Source organism: Vreelandella sp. L-25 (assembly GCF_056857535.1).
This window is the reverse complement of the sequence record NZ_JBSXNH010000058.1, coordinates 1-17,936: the sequence shown is the minus strand read 5'-3', so window position 1 is coordinate 17,936 and position 17,936 is coordinate 1. Positions and strand designations below refer to the sequence as shown.

The following is a 17,936-nucleotide window of genomic DNA, read 5'->3' as shown; positions in this document are numbered from 1 at the left end:
ACTGGAGCCGTTCATGTCACAGGACGATCTACTGTCCCAGGAAGAAATTGACGCCTTACTAAAGGGTGTCAGTGGAGACGAAGAGCCCTCTCCGGCGTCGTCCAAGTCTCAGGACGAAACAAAAATTCGCCCGTATGACCCGTCGACTCAACATCGGGTCATACGCGAACGTCTGCATGCGCTTGATTTTATTAACGAGCGTTTTGCTCGTTATTTCCGCAACGGGCTATTTAACCTAATTCGTCGCAGCTCAGACATCACTGTCGAGTCCGTGCGCTATCAAAGCTTTAGCGACTTCTCACGTAACGTTCCGGTGCCGACCAACCTCAACATCGTGTCGATGAAGCCGATGCGGGGCTCTGCATTGGTGGTATTTCCACCAAATCTCGTGTTTATGGTAGTAGACAACCTGTTCGGTGGAGACGGGCGATTCGTTACGAAATCAGATGGGCGCGAATTTACCAATACCGAACAACGTATTATCCAGCGCCTGCTCAATCTTGCGATTGATGCCTATCAAGAAGCTTGGAAGGTAGTATACCCGATAGATGTCCACTTCCTACGCTCCGAAGTCCAGTCTAAATTCGCCAATATTACTAATTCACCTAATGAGATTGTGGTCAATACCAAGTTCAATATTGAGGTAGGCAACCTATCCAGTAGCTTTCAGATTTGCATGCCCTACGCAATGATTGAGCCGCTGCGCGATCTATTGGTTAACCCGATTAACGATAGCAATCATGACAGTGATGGCTCTTGGTCACGTCGCATGGCCAGCGAGCTGCGCCAATCTGAAGTTGAGTTGGTCGCTGACTTTGCGCAGATTCCGAGTCGAATTGCTCACGTCATGGGGCTAAAAAAGGGGGATGTTCTGCCGATGGACATTCCCAGTACGATCACCGCCAGCGTTGACGGCGTCCCTGTGATGGAGTGTGAATACGGCAGTCAACGCCAGCAGCGCGCCCTGCGTGTTGTGCGTATGATCGACCATGCTGCTATGAATAACGTATCGTCCAAGGACTTTATTAAAGGTTCAACGCGACAGAAAGCCAAGGAACCCAAAGCATGACTGACCCTAACAAACCCGATCAAAAAGTCTCTGATGACGATTGGGCGGAAGCCATGTCTGAGCAAGAAGAGCCGTCGTCTAGTGCTGATGCCGCAAGCGATGATGATGACCCCTGGGCAGCTGCCATGGCAGAGCAGGAGGCTGCAGAGCAGGCCGATACGGAAGATGAGCCTGAATCAGAGGCACCTCAAGCCAAGCCAGCCAGCGACGATGTATTTCGCCCCCTGAGCGCAGAAAAAAGTGCGACTCCCTCCCGTGATCTTGAGATGATCATGGATATTCCGGTTAAGCTTACCGTTGAGTTAGGGCGCACCAAACTGACGATTAAGCAGCTATTAGAGCTCGCTCAAGGATCTGTCATTGAGCTGGAGGGGTTAGCGGGTGAGCCAATGGATATCCTGATCAATGGCTACCTAATTGCTCAGGGGGAAGTAGTAGTTATCGAAGATAAATACGGTATCCGTATTACTGAGATTATTACACCATCCGAGCGCATTCATAAACTAAACCGATGAGTGTTGCGACCTCTAGTGCGCAAGCCCCCCTTGAGGCATTAAGTGGCGGTGATGCATTAATCGGCATGGCGGCATTAGGCAAAACAGCCGCCGCACTAGCGTTGGTGATTGCCATTATTTTGCTGTGTACATCGCTGCTCAAACGCTGGCAGCATCATCGCTATGACCATGGTGCACGTTTACGCATCGTAGGTACCACCGCAGTAGGCAATCGCGAGCGAATTGTGGTCGTCGAAATTGAAGACACATGGCTTGTTCTGGGCGTTAGTGGTGGCCGTATTAGTAAACTACACGAACGTCCAGCGCCTACTGATCGTACATCATCCACTCCCCCCCGTCCGCCGACCCGCTTCTCACAGCGTTTAGCTAACGCTATAGCTAATAGTCGCGGCAAGGGCGACAGTACTTCCTCAGACTCTCAGCATACCTCATGAAATACGCTCAGCATTTTGCCTGGCTCTATTCGCGTCACTGGTGGCTGATGAGTATTCTCATCATCGGCTGCCTCGTGGCTTTTCCTAGCCACGCCCAGCAACTACCGGGGTTAGTCTCGCAACCAACGGAAGGTGGTGGTCAGCAGTGGTCTCTCTCTCTACAAACACTGCTGCTCTTAAGCTCGTTGGCGTTCTTGCCAGCAATACTGCTGATGATGACCAGCTTTACCCGCATCATCATTGTACTCAGCCTGCTAAGGACAGCGATGGGTACTCAAGCTACGCCGCCTAACCAGGTACTGTTGGGGATCGCGCTCTTTTTAACGTTTTTTATTATGTCGCCAGTACTTAACCAAGTATATGACACCGCCTGGGTGCCGTTGACGGATGAGGTGATCAATTTTGAAGAGTTCCTGCTTCGCGCACAGCTACCTTTCCGAGAGTTTATGCTGGCTCAAACACGGGAGCCAGACCTGGCCCTATTTGTTCGTTTAGCCGATGTGGGCCCCTTGCAAGGGCCAGAAGAACTACCAATGCGCGTCTTGCTACCTGCCTTTGTCACCAGCGAGCTCAAGACGGCCTTTCAAATTGGCTTTACCATCTTTATCCCTTTTTTGATCATTGACCTTGTAGTGGCCAGTACGCTAATGGCGTTGGGGATGATGATGGTTCCACCGATCACTATTTCGCTGCCATTTAAGCTCATGCTTTTTGTATTGGTTGACGGCTGGCAGCTCATTATTGGTTCGTTGGCAGAGAGCTTTTATATGATTTAACGTCGCGGGGCGACGAGGAGCGTAATCATGACACCCGAGATGGTGATGAGCGTCGCTTATCAGGGTATGCGCGTGACACTTTTTCTAGCTGGTCCTATGCTGTTAGCAGCACTATTTACAGGTCTGATTATTAGCCTGTTCCAGGCCGCTACCCAAATAAACGAGATGACGCTGACATTTATCCCGAAAATCTTAGCGGTGTTTGCCGTTCTGGTACTAGCGGGCCCCTGGCTCATCGGCTTAATTACCGACTTCACGACGCGGCTATTTACCAACATACCCGCAATGGTGATGTAGCCTGTGGTTGAAGTAACATTTACCCAGCTTCAGGGGTGGCTGGTGGCCTTTTTTTGGCCCTTTGTGCGTATTACGGCCTTTATGACAGCGACGCCTTTATGGGGCCACTCCAGCATTCCCAATCAAGCTAAAGTAGCGCTTGCCGCAGTGATCGCCGTCGTCATTGCTCCCGTTCTCCCACCGATGCCCAGTGTACCGCTCATGTCTTGGGCAGGTCTGGGCATCATCATTGAGCAAATGCTGATCGGTATTGCGATTGGGCTGGTGATGCACATTATGTTTGCCGTTGTCCAAGCGGCCGGTGAGTTTATCGGCCTTCAGATGGGGCTTGCCTTTGCGAGCTTCTTTGACATGTCTAGTGGCACCAACATTATGGTGCTATCACGCATTCTCTATATGGTCACCCTGCTCATGTTTCTCGCCTTTAATGGCCACCTAATGGTGTTAGAAACACTAGTGATGAGCTTTGAAACACTTCCAATTGGAATTGGCAGCCTTAACCCTAATGCGTTTGAACTACTGGCACGCTACGCAGGTACTATCTTTGCTTCCGGTATGCTGCTCGCTTTGCCTCTGGTAGCCTCGTTGCTCATTATTAATCTGTCGCTAGGCATCCTAAACCGTTCAGCACCGCAGCTAACCGTGTTTAATATTGGCTTTCCTACCTCGCTCACCGTTGGCATAGTGTTGCTCATGGTGCTAATGAGCGATATCGGCAGCTTTCTTCAGCAGCTGTTTAGCCAGGGAATTAGCTTTACGCAAAGCCTGATTGAGACCATGGCGCCCTTAAATTAATGCCCCGGCACATGGCCAGGGCATAGCAAAAGAGTGACTGCTCGCTAAGACATTACATAAAGTCAAATAGCGACATCCCCTTAATATCCACAAACGCTTTTTGAGAAGCCTGCAGACCAACCTGACGCAAGCTATATTCTGAAATAGCATCAGCGTAGTCCAGATCCACCAAGTCAGAAAGCGTCTGCTCATAATTGAGCATCCGGTTACTACCTACAGCATCCACCACGTCTAGCTCGTTTAGTTTTGCCCCAGCCGAAGCGCGCACTGTTAGAACATTATCAAGGGCATTATCTAGATCTCGCATAGATGTGTTTAGCGTATTGCGCAATTCTGCTTTTTCGGCAGGCGTTTGAGCCGGCGATTCTAATACACGGATAGCCGCTTCCATCGTACGAAAGAGATCGGCAGGCCGCTGGTCACTACCCGACTGGGCCACCAGCATTTCATCCCCAGCCACCGGCTCCCCTTTAAGCGTCACGTTGAGGCCACCAAAGCTTAGCTGTTCCCCAGTGGCATCATAACTGCTATCGGTAAAGCTGCCGTCACCCTCTGGATCAAACGCCGTCCATTCGGGAACATCGGCATCGAAACGCTGGACGCTATAAGTCGGCGACTCTTCCGTACCACCAAACACGATACGGAAGCTCTCGCCATAGTCTGGATCATTGACATCACCTACCTGGGGCCCCGTAAACGTCACGCTACCAGTATTTCTACCCGCCTCACCCGGAATTGGCTGCCCATCTAAACCGCTCTTCACAGCCTCGGCGACATAGCCTGCACCGCTCGGTACACTTTGGAATATCGAGATGCCGTTTTCCGTGACCGGCATTAAACGGGAGGCATCGATACGCTGCTGGCGAGCGTTATCATCTCCTTTATACTCAATATTGCCTTTACTATTTTTAACAAAGGGAGGCGCATTATCAGCATAGCCACCAAATAAGTAACGTCCGTTACCATCAGTCGCGTTTGCTTGGCCGATCATGGTTTCGTAAATACCTTTTAACTCGCTGGCGATCGATTCTCGGTCAACATCGCTTAAGGTATCGCTTGATGCTTGAACTAGTCTTGTCTTTGCACTAATAACAGAGTCACTGATGCTATTAAGTATACTTTCTGTCTGTGCTAGAGAGTTACGTGCAGATACGCGAGAGTCTTCAAACTGTTGGGTAATCGCCTTAGATTGATCAACACGCACGGCGCGCGCTGCTGACTGTGGGTCGTCCGAAGGGTTAACCACACGGCGCCCGCTAGCAATCTGTTGACTAATTTTTAGAAAGTCATTCTGCTGACGGTTAATTGAAGCCGTACTTTGTTCATACATGGTAACGCTGCTAATACGCATGAGGCAGACTCCTAACCGTTAGCTACGTAAGCCTAAAATAGTGTCAAAAATAGTAGAGGCCGTATCGATGACGCGGGCATTGGCTTGATAAAACTGCTGAAAGCGAATCAGATTTGCCGCTTCTTCATCCAGGTTAACACCAGACTCCGACTGCTGCACTGCACGCAGCTGATCAGTTAAGCCTTGGCGTGCATCAAGATTGACCTGAATAATGTTGGTGCGATTTCCCACATCGCTGACCAGCGCCCCATAAGCGCCACTCAATGAGGCAGAACCACCTACAATATCCTTACTCTGGAGATCTTGGAGCGCTAAGGCATTACGATTGTCGCCTGCAGCAGCGCTCCCTTGCTGAAATGTTAGAGTCCCTTCTGTAGATACATCAGCTAATACAAATGAGACACCATCAATAGTGATTTCATCGTCCTCAGCCAATACAGCGACTGTACCTGCCGAATCTTGAACGACTCCATTAGCATCTAAGCTTAGCGTTACACCGTTAACAAGGATCGGACCAGTATACCCACTGACAGACAAATTTTTATTTTCATTAAGTTCAATTTGTAGTGATTCCGACGTATTGGCAAGCGCATTCTCATAGCGAACATTGCTCACCTCTAGGTCTCCACTCTGCTCAACTAAGCTACCTGCAGCAATTTTATCTAAGTCTGAAACAATGGCTTCCATTCCACCAGCGGCACGTCGTAGTGGTTGAATTTCAAAGCTATCGCCATTTTGGGCAAGATTAATATCGTTGAAATTGACATCAACACCGGCAAAACTTAGAACATTGTCGCTAAATGACCATTCATCCGCCTCTAGCGCCTCACCGGTATCTTTTCTAATCACTTCAAACTCTTCAGTCGATGCATTAATAACACGCACCGTATAGTCGGTTGCTCGTAATGCGCTAGTATTCGCAGAGTCGATCGTAGCACTGACCTCTGCGGATCCCTTATTATCTGTATTATAGTAAGCGTTAGATTGACCAATACTAAAAAACTCTTGGCCCTGCTCACCGTTCAGGTCAACACCTTTTTGGTGTTGCGCATTAAATTCGAGTGCAATAGAAGCCGCCAACTGCCCTATCTGGTTCTGAGTTTTATCTAATGTCTCAGATCGAAAGCTCATTAAGCCACCTAATGAGCCACCTGTAATTAAACCTTCATCTAGGCTGACAAGGTTGCCATTACCACGAGCCCCTTCACGGTAGCCAACGACGATCCGTTGTGGATCATTCGGTGATGTAACAGCTTCGAGTTTATAGGCAGTATCCCCCGTGACGAGCGGCTGCCCATTAGGAAGAGAAAGATTGTAAGTCTTGCCATCTTGAATATTAAGACGCAAGTTCATCTTTTCATTCAACTCGGAGATCAGCTGGTCGCGCTGATTCAGCAAGCTATTTGGTGCCTCACCAAGCTGTGCACGCGAAAGTGCTATTTCACGGTTAATATTAGCAATCTGGCTTGTGGTGTTATTTATTTGGGTAATTTCGTCTTTAATTTGGCCGTTAACGCCTGATTGTAAATCCTGCAGATATCCATCAAACGAACGGAATTGAGCCGTTAGCGTATCCGCAGTGCCAAGCACGCCCTGCCGGGCGGCAGGATCCGAAGGAGCACTTGCTAAATCCTCAAGAGCGGAAAAGAAATTCTGCATCAAAGGAGAGAGACCTGCTTCACGATCTGCAAGCAAGTTATCGATTTGAGAGATTTGCGTATTGTAGGTCTCTAGGGCTGTTGATTGCGACTTGGCATTGTTCAATTGCGCGGCAACGAACGTATTGAACTGACGCTCAATATCTGCAACGCGGACACCGGCATTGTTCCGGCTTTCATTGAGTACCGTAATCTCTCGATTGTAGCCAGGAGTATAGACGTTACTAATGTTGTTGCTCGTTGTATTGAGGGCATTCTGCGCCGCATTGAGGCCGCTTAAGCCGATCGAAAACATGCTCATGGTTCAATTCCTTAGGCCGATTCTCTACTTATCGGCAGTGCGCAGAAAAACTTGAGTAGTTACCTAGCGAGAATCCGCCAACAGGCTACCCGCAGAACTCAGCGGCCCCATCGTATTCATTACCGATACCAGCTTATCGGCATAGCGCGGGTCGGTGGCATAGCCGCCACGCTGTAACTCACGCGCTGCTTGCTCTGCGTTAGACGCCTGCAAAACACCGGCGTAACGCGGATTGTTGCCAATTAGGTTGGCATAATCGGTAAAGGCATGCTCGAACGAGTCGTAGACACGGAAGGTGTCGACGACCTGCGTACGGCGACCGTTCACGTATTCGTGGGTTACGATGTCGGTGGTCTTACCCTGCCACTGGCTACCTGCCTTGATGCCAAACACGTTATAGCTGTTATGCCCCTGCTGGGTCGCGATTTCATGGCGTCCCCAGCCGGTTTCGAGCGCGGCCTGCGCCAAAATGAGTTCAGCAGGCACGCCCGTGGCTGCGCTCGCCGCTTGGGCAGGCATGGCCAGCGTTTGCATGAAACGCGTGACATGGTCATGCCCAGAGGCTGCTGTACGCGGGGCTTCTACAAGCGAAGCGGAAGCGCTGCTGCTCGCTGGCTGTTGCCGAATGGCATCCAACTCATCGTAAAAACGGCCGCTGCCCGACGCGGGAGCCTGGCCACTATCGGGCTGCAGGGGGTTGTCCAGAACGCGCGGTGTGCCGCGGGGAATGCCAGCAATCAGCGCCTGAAGCTCCTGGTCAGAATTGGAGGCTGGCTGCCCCACCACGCCCTGACGATGCAGTTGTTCCACCAACGCATCGGCCAAGCCGATACCCCGGGAAGCCATAACCTGAGACCACTGCTGATCGAGCATGGACTGATAGAAGGTCGTATCGCGACTCTCCAGCAGCCCCGAGGTCGGCGTGGCATCCCGCATGCTTTTGACCATCATCTGAATGAAGAGCGCTTCGAACTGCTGCGCCGCGCCCTGCACGCCCGCTTCAGGATCAACGCGAGCATTATGCTGTAGCCGCTGAAAACCGCTCATATCCAGCGCGAACTGACTGGTCATATCGCCCATGCTCATCAGATGATCTCCAGCTCAGCACGCAAAGAGCCTGATGCTCTTAACGCTTCCAGAATCGACATTAAATCCTGAGGTGTCGCACCTAATGCATTCAGTGCATTCACCACGTCTGCCAAGTCGGCTCCTTCAACAATTTGCAGGTAGGCTTCCTGCTGCTCAATATTGATATCCGCATCAGGCACTACAACGGTTTCACCCTCCCCGAGTGGGTTAGGCTGGCTAACACCAAATTGGGTATCAATCATAATCGACAGATTACCGTGGGCTACTGCAGCTCTACGCAGGGTAACCGCGCTGTTCATAACCACAGAGCCTGTACGTGCATTGAGCACCACTTTGGCGGGCGCCTCAGCTGGTGTTAGCTGAACATTCTCAACCCGAGCCATAAAATTAACCCGAGCGTTGGCATCCATTGGGCCATCGAGGGCAATGACTCGGCCATTGCGTGCATAGGCAACAGACTGGCCGAACTCATTGTTAATTGCCGTTACCATGCGCTGAACGGTGCCAAAATCAGCGTCGTTCAGCTGCAACTCTAGCATCCCACCGTTGCCACCAAGATTGAGCGGCACTTCACGCTCAACAAGAGCCCCGTTCGGAATGCGGCCAGAGGCCTGCTGGTTAATCTGTACGCTACTACCGCCCGCCTGCGCACCGGCGCCGCCCACTAACATATTGCCCTGGGCAATCGCATAGGTATCGCCATCGGCACCTTTCAGTGGCGTCATCAATAGTGTGCCACCACGCAGGCTACGAGCATTGGCAATCGAAGAAACAACGATGTCAAGACGCTGCCCTGGACGGGAGAATGGCGGCAGATCTGCAGTCACCATCACAGCAGCGACGTTGCGCAGCTGAAGGTTGGTTCCAGGCGGAACGGTCACGCCTAACTGCGACAGCATGTTGGTTAAACTTTGGCTGGTGAACGGCGCTTGGGTGGTTTGGTCACCGCTGCCATCTAACCCCACCACCAAGCCATAACCAACAAGCTGGTTATCACGAACACCAGCAAAGCTCGCTAGCTCACGCACCCGCTCGGCGTGTGCTGGCAGCATCACAAAACAGAGAGCCAACAGGGTCGCGAAGCGCGCGGTTGCTTGAATCCGTTGATACACCTTCCACTGCATAGCCATTTCACCAGGTCTCTGTTGTCGAGCTTGTTGACACGCCTAGAACGGCGACACATTCAGGAAAAAGCGCTGCAGCCACCCCATGTGCTGCGCTTCGTTGATATAGCCATCGCCTACGTACTCGATGCGCGCATCGGCCACTTGAGTCGACGGCACGGTGTTTTGCGCGGTAATCGTGCGAGGATTCACGACACCGGAGAAACGAATGAACTCGGTGCCCTGATTGATCGCGATCTGCTTCTCGCCGCGCACGCGCAGGTTCCCGTTATTCATGACTTCCAATACGGACACGGTGATCGTACCGGTAAACGTATTGTTGGCTTGTGAGCCGCCACCGCCTGCAAAGTCACTGGCACCTTCGATATCGAAACCGTACTCCGCCAGCGTATCCAACACGTCGGGTAGCTGGGCCAGGTTAAGACTTGCACTGCCCGAGCGGTTGGCATTGGACTGAGAGTTCTTGCTAGCACTGACTTCTTCATCCAGCACAATGGTCAGAATGTCTCCTATCGTGCGCGGCCGACGATCTTCAAAAAGCGGCTGATAGCCGCGACGCGCCTGATAAATAGAGCCATTAGGAACAGGTGGCGGACGGTCGATGATAGTGATTTGCTCTTGTTCGCCGACGACAGAGGCACGCGGGATTTGCGCGCACCCTGCGGTCAATAACACCAGCAGTGCTAAGCTCGCCATCACGATGCGGCGTAACTTAAAGTTTGATTTCAGCATAGCGCGACCTGTTAAGAAGCCCTGACGAACGGTGACATTAGAGCTGGCTTAGACGCGCTAGCATTTCATCGCTGGTAGAGATAGCACGACTATTGATCTCATAGGCACGCTGCGTTTGGATCATATTGACCATCTCTTCGACGACGTTCACGTTCGATGTCTCCACATATCCCTGGAACAGTCGTCCGGCACCGTCGTTACCCGGCGCATTTTGGTTTGGAGCGCCCGAGGCACCGGTTTCCAGGTAAAGGTTGCCACCGATGCTTTCCAAACCCGCTGGATTGATAAAGGAAGCCACGTTAATTTGGCCAATATCGGCATCTTGAGCGATTCCCGGCTGACGCACGCTCACCGTGCCATCTTCACCGATCGACACCGATAGCGCATTGGCCGGCACGAAGATCGCTGGCTCGAGCGGATAGCCGTTCGCCGTGACCATCTGACCATTTTCATTGAGTTGAAAACTGCCATCGCGGGTATAGCCGATCGTACCGTCGGGCAGCAGCACCTGGAAAAAGCCTTCACCGCTGATCGCCAAATCTCGCGAATTACCCGTCTCTTCCAGGCCGCCTTGGGTGTGAAGACGCTCCGTCGCTACGGCGCGCACCCCGGTTCCGATCTGCATGCCAGAAGGCAGTCGATCCTGAATGTTATTCTGCGCGCCCGGCTGGCGCATGTTTTGATAAAGCAGGTCTTCGAAAACAGGCCGCGAACGCTTGAAGCCATTGGTACTGACGTTCGCGAGGTTGTTGGAAATGACATCCAGCTTGGTTTGCTGAGACTCTAGTCCGGTTTTGGCAGTCCACAAAGACTTGATCATACGTAGGTTCCCTTGGCTGAGTGGCTGCGATTAGCCCTGAATAGAGAGAATACTGTTGGCTCGCTGAGCATTTTCATCCGCCGAGCTGAGCATTTTCATTTGCATGTCGTAGCGGCGCGCCACGTCGATCATGGAGACCATGGCATCGACGGCACTGACGTTACTGCCTTCCAGCGCACCACTGACCAAACGAGCATCCTCATCCGCTTGCAGCACGCCAGGCGCACCATCCTCACCGGGTGGCGCTCTAAAAAGTCCGTCGTCGCCGCGTTCTAATCCCTGCTCATCCGGCGTGACGAGTTTGATACGGCCAACGTCCACGATTGCTTCAGGCCCTTCCCCCTGAGGAATGGCACTGATCGTACCGTCGGCCCCAAATGAAATTTGCGCGCCCTGCGGCACCGCAATGGGACCGGCATCTCCCATGACAGGCCGACCTACGCTCAACAGCACCCCATCGCTGTCGAGCTGTAAGTCGCCTCGGCGGGTATACGTCTCGGTCCCGTCGTCTGCTAACACCGCCATCCAAGCATTTCCCTGCATGGCCACGTCCAACGTACGTCCAGTACGCTCGATAGGGCCTTGTGAGAAATCGGTTCCCGGCGTCGTGGCTACTGCCGAGACCCGGGTGGGTAGTGCGCCATCGCCCTGCACGGGCACCGAGCGCACGGCCTGAAGCTGAGCGCGGAACCCAGCGGTCGACACGTTCGATAGGTTATTACTCACTACCGACTGCTGATCCATCGTGTGTTTTGCGCCACTCATGGCGGTGTATAGCATGCGGTCCATGACTCGCTCCTTACGTTAGTCTCGATTATTAAAGGTTAATAATCGTCTGCAGAAGCTCGTCCTGGGTGCTGATGGTCTGTGAGTTAGCCTGATATGCCCGCTGAGAGACGATCATGTCGACTAGCTCGCGGGCCAAATCGACATTCGATGTTTCGACCGCGCTAGGTTCAATTAATCCTCGTTGACCAGTACCCGGCGCACCGACTAACTCCTGGCCAGAGGCACCAGTAGCTGTCCATAGGTTATCTCCATTTGGCTTTAACCCTTCCGGGTTACGGAAGCTAACGAGCGCAATTTGACCAGCAGCGCGCGACTCTTCGTTGGAGTAGTTGCGCATCACGGTGCCATCATCTTCGATAGTTACTCCGACTAAAGAGCCAGATGTATATCCATTTTGCGAAACATCATTAACCACAGAACTGTTACCAAACTGCGTAGAACCAGTAAGACTAATATCGAAACTTAAGCTCTCAGAAGCGCCACCAAGAGGAGTTCTTTCAGTACTAGAGAAGTTTATTACAGGCCTATTGTTGGCAACGTCTACATATTCAACTCCACCACCTGCGGCCAGCTGTGGTTGGCCAACACGACTTAAAGTTCCGTTTTGGCTAAACTCCAAAACAAAATCATTTGTACCATAAGCCTCAAATGACTCACCAGGGTCAGCGGCAACCGCAGCAGCTACAACATCTGAAATAGCACTGGTAGTGGCATTAACGTCCGAGACAACTTGATCCACAGCATTAATTACTGCAGGGTCACTCACTCCTGCAAGTACTTCTTGGCCTAAATTAACTGCCACTTGCTGAACTGCAGCAATGCTATCAGCATCTGTATCAAGATCTGTTCCCTGGGCAGCAGTTATCTGGGCATCAATATTATTCCCTGGAGCCCTTGAGTTAACGATCAATGTTGTTGCGCTTTGAGCAACTGCTGCAAGCTGCGTTGGAGCATTACCCACAATATTAGATTGCGAAGCTGTTATAAATGCATCAAATGCGTCGATTGAATCAGGATCAGCTAAAGGGTCGGCTGATGTTGCTGCAACAGCACCGGCTGAATCAGCTGCACTGTTCATTGCCTCCTGAACTCCACTAATATAGGCAGCATATACCGAATTTTGCGCCGGCGTAATTTGCTCTCCATTTAAATAGTTATCCAAAACCTCGCTTAAAGTGAACCCAGAGCCTGATGCAAAGGCTTGGGCTGCACTATTAACTGCATCTATTATTCCTGCCTGATCTTCACCTGCTGCTTGAGCATTAGAAGCTGCGCTTTGCATAGCCACTTGCAAAGCTTCCAGCTGAGTCCGGACATTCGACATACCTGTTAAAAGCTGATTGTAAACATTTGAAGCTACAGCTTGCGCCTCTTGCACACCATCAACAACCTCACCTGTGGCTATGCCTACTGGATCTGAGTTAACATCGTAATATCCATCCATCACCACACGGCCTAACCAACTATTCTCTGCTTCAGGTCGCTTTTCATAATAAACAGCAATATTTCTGGGATTACCCAAGGAGTCATATGTTGTAAAATTCGTACTAAAATTATAGTTAAAACTTTCCCTTGAGCCTGGATTCAAAGGATTCTGCATATTAGTAATTACATTTGCTTCTTGAAGGCCCTCACCAGGCTGGTTGCGAGAGTCTAAGTTTAGAGATGTAGAGACAGACGTGGTCGCACTCGCTTGCAAGTTCTCGGCGTTTACTCTTAAACCTACAACGTCTCCACCTGCCTGAACGTTGCCATCTGCATCAGCGGCATAGCCCATAATCTGCGCGCCTTGCGCATTAACCAAACGCCCATCTGCCGTCATGGTCAGCTGGCCATTACGCGAATAGCCTACTTCACCACTGGGCTGCTGAAAGCGGAAAAAGCCGTCGCCGGCAATGGCCAAATCCATATTACGGTTAGTGGATTCTATGTTGCCTTGACTAAAATCCTGCAACACGCCTGATACCCGAGTACCCAGACCAATGCGCGATTGAGCATAGACGTCAGCGAACTGCACGTTCGAGCTTTTGAAGCCTACGGTCTGAGAGTTAGCAATGTTGTTACCCACTGCGCCTAGTTTCTGCTGCTGTGCGCTTAACCCGCTAAGTGCCTGCGAAAAACTCATATCGTTCCCCTAAATATTGGCTAAAGCGTCATCAAAGAATTTGCTTGATTTGATCGAGTGTCACTTGGCCGTAAATCGCACCAAGATCGAGGCGCACATCGCTGCCCCCCGCACCAGGCGAAACACCCTGGACGAGGGCGTAATTCAAGGCACGAGACTCTAACAGTTCACCTTCGGCATCGGTCGCTTTGAAATTAACGCGATAAGCGCCCTCAGGAACGGCCTCACCCCCGTTGGTCATACCACCCCAGCTAAAGGACTCCACACCTGCTGCCACGCGACCGAGCTCTTTGGTATACACCACCTCGCCCGACTGGCTCGTTACGGTAACTTCGACCTGCTCGGCGGGGGCATCCAACTCGATACCGAAGGGCGTAGCGTAGGAGCCATTGTCAGGATCCACGCTCACCATCACGTTGTTACCGGGAACCAGTACGGCCTTGTCGATCAAGCCTGCGGCCTGCAGCGTTTGTGCCGCATCCATCTGCTGGGTAATGCCGTTCAAGGTAGCGTTCAGCTCTTCGATACCGCTGACGGTATTGATCTGAGCCAGCTGAGACGTCATCTCCGAATTTTCCATCGGATTGAGCGGGTCTTGGTTTTGAAGCTGTGTGATCAGCAGCGTCATGAAACTCTCGCGCAGCTCGGCAGATTGACGCGTAGACAAACCGGCCGTCGAGGTATTGCTATTGATATTATTGATGACACTCGTATCGATATTCATCGTTAGCCCTCACCGAGCGACAGCGTTTGCACCATCATCTGTTTGGTGGTGTTGAAAACTTCCACGTTGGCTTGATAAGAGCGTGACGCAGAAATCATGTTGACCATCTCATTCACCGGCTCCACGTTGGGTTTCGCGACATAGCCCTCGTCATCGGCGGCGGGGTGGTTCGGCATATACTCCATGCGGAGCGGAGAGTCGTCTTCCACCACCTCAGTGACCCGCACTCCGCCCACGCCATAACGGTTATTCTGGGCCTGAGTTTCGAACATGACCTGTTTGGCGCGGTAGGTTTCTCCATCGGGCCCTGCCACACTATCGGCATTCGCCATGTTGCTCGCCGTGACGTTCATCCGCTGGGCTTGGGCGCTCATGGCGGAACCGGCAATCTCGAACGCTGAAAACATCGACATCGCTTATTTTTCTCCTATTACTAGGTTATTCAGGTTGCATCGCATTTTTCAGGCCCTGAATACGACGGTTCATCATGGTGAGCGCCGCCTGGTAGCGCACAGCGTTATCCGCGAACTGGGTTCGCTCACGGTCCATGTCAACGGTGTTACCATCCAGGCTCGGCTGATCAGGAACACGATAGAGCAGCTCGGTGTTTCCAGCACCACGCCATGCGGGGCCTTCTCCTGCCAAGTGCTGTTCGGAGGTACGCGCTAACGCTAAGCCGCCATTTGGCTGCTGTTGAGACTGTCCGCCTTCAACGGCTTTTTTCAGCTCACTAGCAAAGTCAATGTCGCGCGCCTTATAGTTGGGCGTATCCGCATTGGCAATGTTAGCGGCTAGCACTTGGTGACGTGCTTGGCGCAGGCCCAGCGCCTGCTGGTGGAAGTTAAAGGCAGATTCAAGCTGATCAATCATGCCGATCCTCGCTCGCCGTGAGGCCAAAATAAATCGGAAATTGTTGATGATGAATAATATGCCCCTCTCTTTCACCTTAAAGCATGGAACAGCTACCGTTTACACCAGCATTTCCCATGATGCGTAGGATACTTTTGCATTACACTCCCATGCTGATGTTTACCATCTGATTTTCTATACTGGGCGACTTTACCCATGCGCTATTTGCTGCACATTGTTGCACGCTACTCAGCAGTTAAGACATTGTTGTTACTGCTATGTGTTGGCTTATCCCAACCCTCCTGGGCAGAAACAAGCGATCAGTCACTTGTTGAAAGCGTCCAACAATTTCTCTATCAAGAAGCACAGGCCCTGGGACAAGAGGCAGTCATCAATATCGCACCGCCATCCCCCCATTTACCCACCTGCATACAGCCAACGCCCTTTCTGACTAACCCTAACCAAGCTCCTATTGGGCGTGTTTCTGTAGGCGTTAGGTGTGGAGCTGATGGGCGTCAAGTACGCTACCTTCAGGCAGAAGTGGGTGTCATTGGCAGCTACGTTGTGGCAAGCCAAGATATTGATAGAGACACGTTGGTTACCGCAGCTATGCTCGACCAGCGGGAAGGCAACCTTAGCGATTTATCTAGCCAAACGCTGACCGACCAGGCCGATATTGTCGGCAAAGTAGCTCAGCGGCCTATCCGTAGTGGCAGCACGTTTCAGGCGCATTTCCTGCAAGCACCTAGCCTCGTGGAACGCGGGCAGCGCGTAACAGTCATAGCAGAAGGAGCAGGCTTTCGTGTCTCTCGAGAGGGGGAGGCACTTGCTGATGGGGCACAAGGAGAAACCATTCGTGTGCGTTTTGGTTCTCGTGAAATAATGACGGCGCGGGTGATCGGCCAAGGCACATTAATGGTGGATTTTTAGCCTAAGACCTAAAGTGTTTAGCACCTAGGCCGATAGATAGTCATACAGCGCGCGGCACCCCAACGTTGACGATGAGGCCAACAACGTGAAAATTGATAACCTTAATCCGCTGCTTCGCAATACTCCAGCGCAGCAGCGTGATGACGCACAGAAGGTAAGTGAAGCAAAGCAGCCTGAAACGGGTAATACTACCCGTGAAGCGACTCAGCTCAGCCAATCTAGCATCGATAGCAGCCAGGATATCGACATGGCTAAGGTACAGGAAATTCGTGATGCTATTCGTGAGGGACGGCTCGAAGTGCGTGCCGACCGTATTGCGGATGGTCTAATTGCCAACTTGAAAGATCAGTAAATCTACCTATGAGCCTTTCACGCCTACTCTCCAGTCAGTTGCAACGCCTCGAGGATTTGATTGCTTTACTCTCCAGCGAACAAGAGCAGTTGACTAAAGGCAGTATTGACGGCGATATATTGACTGATATCGCGGGTAAGAAACAGGCGCTTCTAGAAGAACTAGAACGCATGGAGGTATTACGTCGCGGGGTACAGGCAAAACTTGGCTATCCAGAAGGCGGTCCTGGCGCGAAGCTGGCGGCCACAGATGCTGACTGCCTAGCAACCTGGGAAAGCTTGCTAGAAAAAAGTGAGCGAGTTTCACGAATGAATGCATTAACCGGGCAAATGCTCTCATTGCGTATGAAGCATAACCAGGAAATGCTGGACTACATTCGCCAAATTGCAGAAAAAACGCTCTACAAGCCCAACGGGCGCAATAGTGCTCAGCCGGGCCGCATTAATGCCTCTGCTTAACAAGCAATTATAGACAAATACTATACAAAGCGCTTCAATGGGAACAACATCGTTCACCATCGGAGTTTGTTATGCTGCCTCATCTTCCAGAAGGTTTCACCGCCGTTGTGGCAGGTGCAAATGGCGGTATAGGAAGCGCCATACTGCAAAGCCTGCTTTCATCTCCGCAAAGCAGTTGGATGAAGTATCATTTGCCCAGGTGATGCATATTAATGCGGCACCCCCAGCCCTGCTACTCGCTGCTCTAAAGCCTTCTCTACAAGGCAAGCACGCTACCATTATTGCCAGCCTTTCTGCTCGTGTCGGATCTATCACTGACAATGGGTATGGTGGCTGGTATAGCTATCGTGCTAGTAAAGCCGCGCATAATATGCTGTTGAGAACCGCCGCTATTGAGCTTAAGAGGCTTAATAAACAGTCGATTGTTCTCTGCCTCCATCCCGGCACTACGGACACTCCTCTCTCAAAGCCTTTTCAAGCCCGTGTACCTATTGACTGGTAAAAGCAGAGCAAAAAAGCCCCGAGCACAGTATGCACGGGGCTTGAGGCTTGGCGCGCTTATCGAGCGCGCAACAAAAAACCCAGCCTATTGGCTGGGTTTTTTGCAGTATAAGTGCCTGACGATGACCTACTCTCGCATGGGGAGACCCCACACTACCATCGGCGCTAAGCGGTTTCACTGCTGAGTTCGGCATGGGATCAGGTGGTTCACGCTCGCTATGGTCGTCAGGCGTAACGGGTAATGCAT

Annotated in this window: 21 protein-coding genes and 1 rRNA gene; 10 read left to right on the top strand and 12 right to left on the bottom strand. The window is 51.6% G+C overall.

Annotated elements, in window-relative coordinates; genetic code table 11:
- The first annotated feature begins 13 nt into the window (after positions 1–13).
- The 6 genes from fliM to fliR are packed head-to-tail and all read left to right on the top strand — an operon-like array spanning position 14 to position 3,886.
- Positions 14–1,069: a flagellar motor switch protein FliM gene (fliM, locus tag AC13CN_RS06690; protein ID WP_044629580.1), complete on the top strand. Its 1,056-nt coding sequence runs from the start codon at positions 14–16 to the stop codon at positions 1,067–1,069.
- Positions 1,066–1,584, top strand: coding sequence for a flagellar motor switch protein FliN (gene fliN, locus AC13CN_RS06685; RefSeq protein WP_044629581.1), 519 nt, complete (start codon positions 1,066–1,068; stop codon positions 1,582–1,584). The genes fliM and fliN overlap by 4 nt, the downstream gene beginning before the upstream one ends.
- Positions 1,581–2,018, top strand: coding sequence for a flagellar biosynthetic protein FliO (gene fliO, locus AC13CN_RS06680; RefSeq protein WP_054641148.1), 438 nt, complete (start codon positions 1,581–1,583; stop codon positions 2,016–2,018). Before fliN ends, fliO begins: the two co-directional genes overlap by 4 nt.
- 47 nt (positions 2,019–2,065) lie before the next feature.
- Positions 2,066–2,794, top strand: a complete 729-nt coding sequence (fliP, locus tag AC13CN_RS06675; RefSeq protein WP_172416712.1) for a flagellar type III secretion system pore protein FliP — start codon at positions 2,066–2,068, stop codon at positions 2,792–2,794.
- A 27-nt stretch (positions 2,795–2,821) separates the two neighbouring features.
- Positions 2,822–3,091 (top strand): flagellar biosynthesis protein FliQ, encoded by a 270-nt coding sequence (gene fliQ, locus AC13CN_RS06670; protein WP_044629584.1) that lies wholly within the window; start codon positions 2,822–2,824, stop codon positions 3,089–3,091.
- A 3-nt stretch (positions 3,092–3,094) separates the two neighbouring features.
- Complete coding sequence (gene fliR, locus AC13CN_RS06665) at positions 3,095–3,886, top strand: flagellar biosynthetic protein FliR (protein WP_058576999.1); 792 nt, start codon at positions 3,095–3,097, stop codon at positions 3,884–3,886.
- 52 nt (positions 3,887–3,938) lie between these two features.
- Here fliR and flgL read toward each other — a convergent pair whose 3' ends face one another.
- The 11 genes from flgL to flgB all read right to left on the bottom strand — a co-directional run bounded on the left by flgL (position 3,939) and on the right by flgB (position 15,469).
- The gene (gene flgL / locus AC13CN_RS06660) at positions 3,939–5,237 is read right to left on the bottom strand and encodes a flagellar hook-associated protein FlgL (RefSeq protein ID WP_483053100.1); all 1,299 of its coding nucleotides are present in this window, start codon (positions 5,235–5,237) and stop codon (positions 3,939–3,941) included.
- 18 nt (positions 5,238–5,255) lie between these two features.
- Positions 5,256–7,196 (bottom strand): flagellar hook-associated protein FlgK, encoded by a 1,941-nt coding sequence (gene flgK / locus AC13CN_RS06655; RefSeq protein ID WP_172515201.1) that lies wholly within the window; start codon positions 7,194–7,196, stop codon positions 5,256–5,258.
- Between the two features lie 63 nt (positions 7,197–7,259).
- A complete protein-coding gene (flgJ, locus tag AC13CN_RS06650; protein ID WP_213262471.1) occupies positions 7,260–8,282 on the bottom strand; it encodes a flagellar assembly peptidoglycan hydrolase FlgJ in 1,023 nt (340 codons plus the stop codon).
- Complete coding sequence (locus AC13CN_RS06645; RefSeq protein ID WP_230834973.1) at positions 8,282–9,337, bottom strand: flagellar basal body P-ring protein FlgI; 1,056 nt, start codon at positions 9,335–9,337, stop codon at positions 8,282–8,284. Before AC13CN_RS06645 ends, flgJ begins: the two co-directional genes overlap by 1 nt.
- A gap of 114 nt (positions 9,338–9,451) precedes the next feature.
- Positions 9,452–10,141 (bottom strand): flagellar basal body L-ring protein FlgH, encoded by a 690-nt coding sequence (locus tag AC13CN_RS06640; RefSeq protein WP_044629589.1) that lies wholly within the window; start codon positions 10,139–10,141, stop codon positions 9,452–9,454.
- A gap of 37 nt (positions 10,142–10,178) precedes the next feature.
- Positions 10,179–10,961: a flagellar basal-body rod protein FlgG gene (gene flgG, locus AC13CN_RS06635; protein WP_062360423.1), complete on the bottom strand. Its 783-nt coding sequence runs from the start codon at positions 10,959–10,961 to the stop codon at positions 10,179–10,181.
- A gap of 30 nt (positions 10,962–10,991) precedes the next feature.
- The gene (gene flgF / locus AC13CN_RS06630) at positions 10,992–11,750 is read right to left on the bottom strand and encodes a flagellar basal-body rod protein FlgF (protein WP_062360421.1); all 759 of its coding nucleotides are present in this window, start codon (positions 11,748–11,750) and stop codon (positions 10,992–10,994) included.
- A gap of 28 nt (positions 11,751–11,778) precedes the next feature.
- Complete coding sequence (locus AC13CN_RS06625) at positions 11,779–13,875, bottom strand: flagellar hook-basal body complex protein (protein ID WP_084354585.1); 2,097 nt, start codon at positions 13,873–13,875, stop codon at positions 11,779–11,781.
- Between the two features lie 31 nt (positions 13,876–13,906).
- Positions 13,907–14,599, bottom strand: a complete 693-nt coding sequence (locus tag AC13CN_RS06620; RefSeq protein ID WP_062360419.1) for a flagellar hook assembly protein FlgD — start codon at positions 14,597–14,599, stop codon at positions 13,907–13,909.
- Positions 14,600–14,601: 2 nt separating this feature from the next.
- Entirely contained in the window at positions 14,602–15,012 is a 411-nt protein-coding gene (flgC, locus tag AC13CN_RS06615) for a flagellar basal body rod protein FlgC (protein ID WP_054641142.1), read from the bottom strand.
- Between the two features lie 25 nt (positions 15,013–15,037).
- Positions 15,038–15,469 carry a flagellar basal body rod protein FlgB gene (gene flgB / locus AC13CN_RS06610; RefSeq protein WP_058576989.1) on the bottom strand — a complete coding sequence of 144 codons (432 nt, stop codon included), beginning with the start codon at positions 15,467–15,469 and terminating at the stop codon, positions 15,038–15,040.
- A 195-nt stretch (positions 15,470–15,664) separates the two neighbouring features.
- Between flgB and flgA the strand changes: the two genes are divergently transcribed.
- The 4 genes from flgA (at position 15,665) to AC13CN_RS06590 (ending at position 17,690) form a co-directional block, all read left to right on the top strand.
- The gene (gene flgA / locus AC13CN_RS06605) at positions 15,665–16,378 is read left to right on the top strand and encodes a flagellar basal body P-ring formation chaperone FlgA (RefSeq protein ID WP_058576988.1); all 714 of its coding nucleotides are present in this window, start codon (positions 15,665–15,667) and stop codon (positions 16,376–16,378) included.
- 85 nt (positions 16,379–16,463) lie between these two features.
- Positions 16,464–16,730: a flagellar biosynthesis anti-sigma factor FlgM gene (gene flgM / locus AC13CN_RS06600; RefSeq protein WP_044629596.1), complete on the top strand. Its 267-nt coding sequence runs from the start codon at positions 16,464–16,466 to the stop codon at positions 16,728–16,730.
- Between the two features lie 8 nt (positions 16,731–16,738).
- Positions 16,739–17,188, top strand: a complete 450-nt coding sequence (locus AC13CN_RS06595) for a flagella synthesis protein FlgN (protein WP_058576987.1) — start codon at positions 16,739–16,741, stop codon at positions 17,186–17,188.
- Positions 17,189–17,225: 37 nt separating this feature from the next.
- Positions 17,226–17,690 carry an SDR family NAD(P)-dependent oxidoreductase gene (locus AC13CN_RS06590; RefSeq protein WP_390624433.1) on the top strand — a complete coding sequence of 155 codons (465 nt, stop codon included), beginning with the start codon at positions 17,226–17,228 and terminating at the stop codon, positions 17,688–17,690.
- A 113-nt stretch (positions 17,691–17,803) separates the two neighbouring features.
- Here AC13CN_RS06590 and rrf read toward each other — a convergent pair.
- Positions 17,804–17,919 (bottom strand): 5S ribosomal RNA (rrf, locus tag AC13CN_RS06585).
- Between the last annotated feature and the right edge of the window lie 17 nt (positions 17,920–17,936).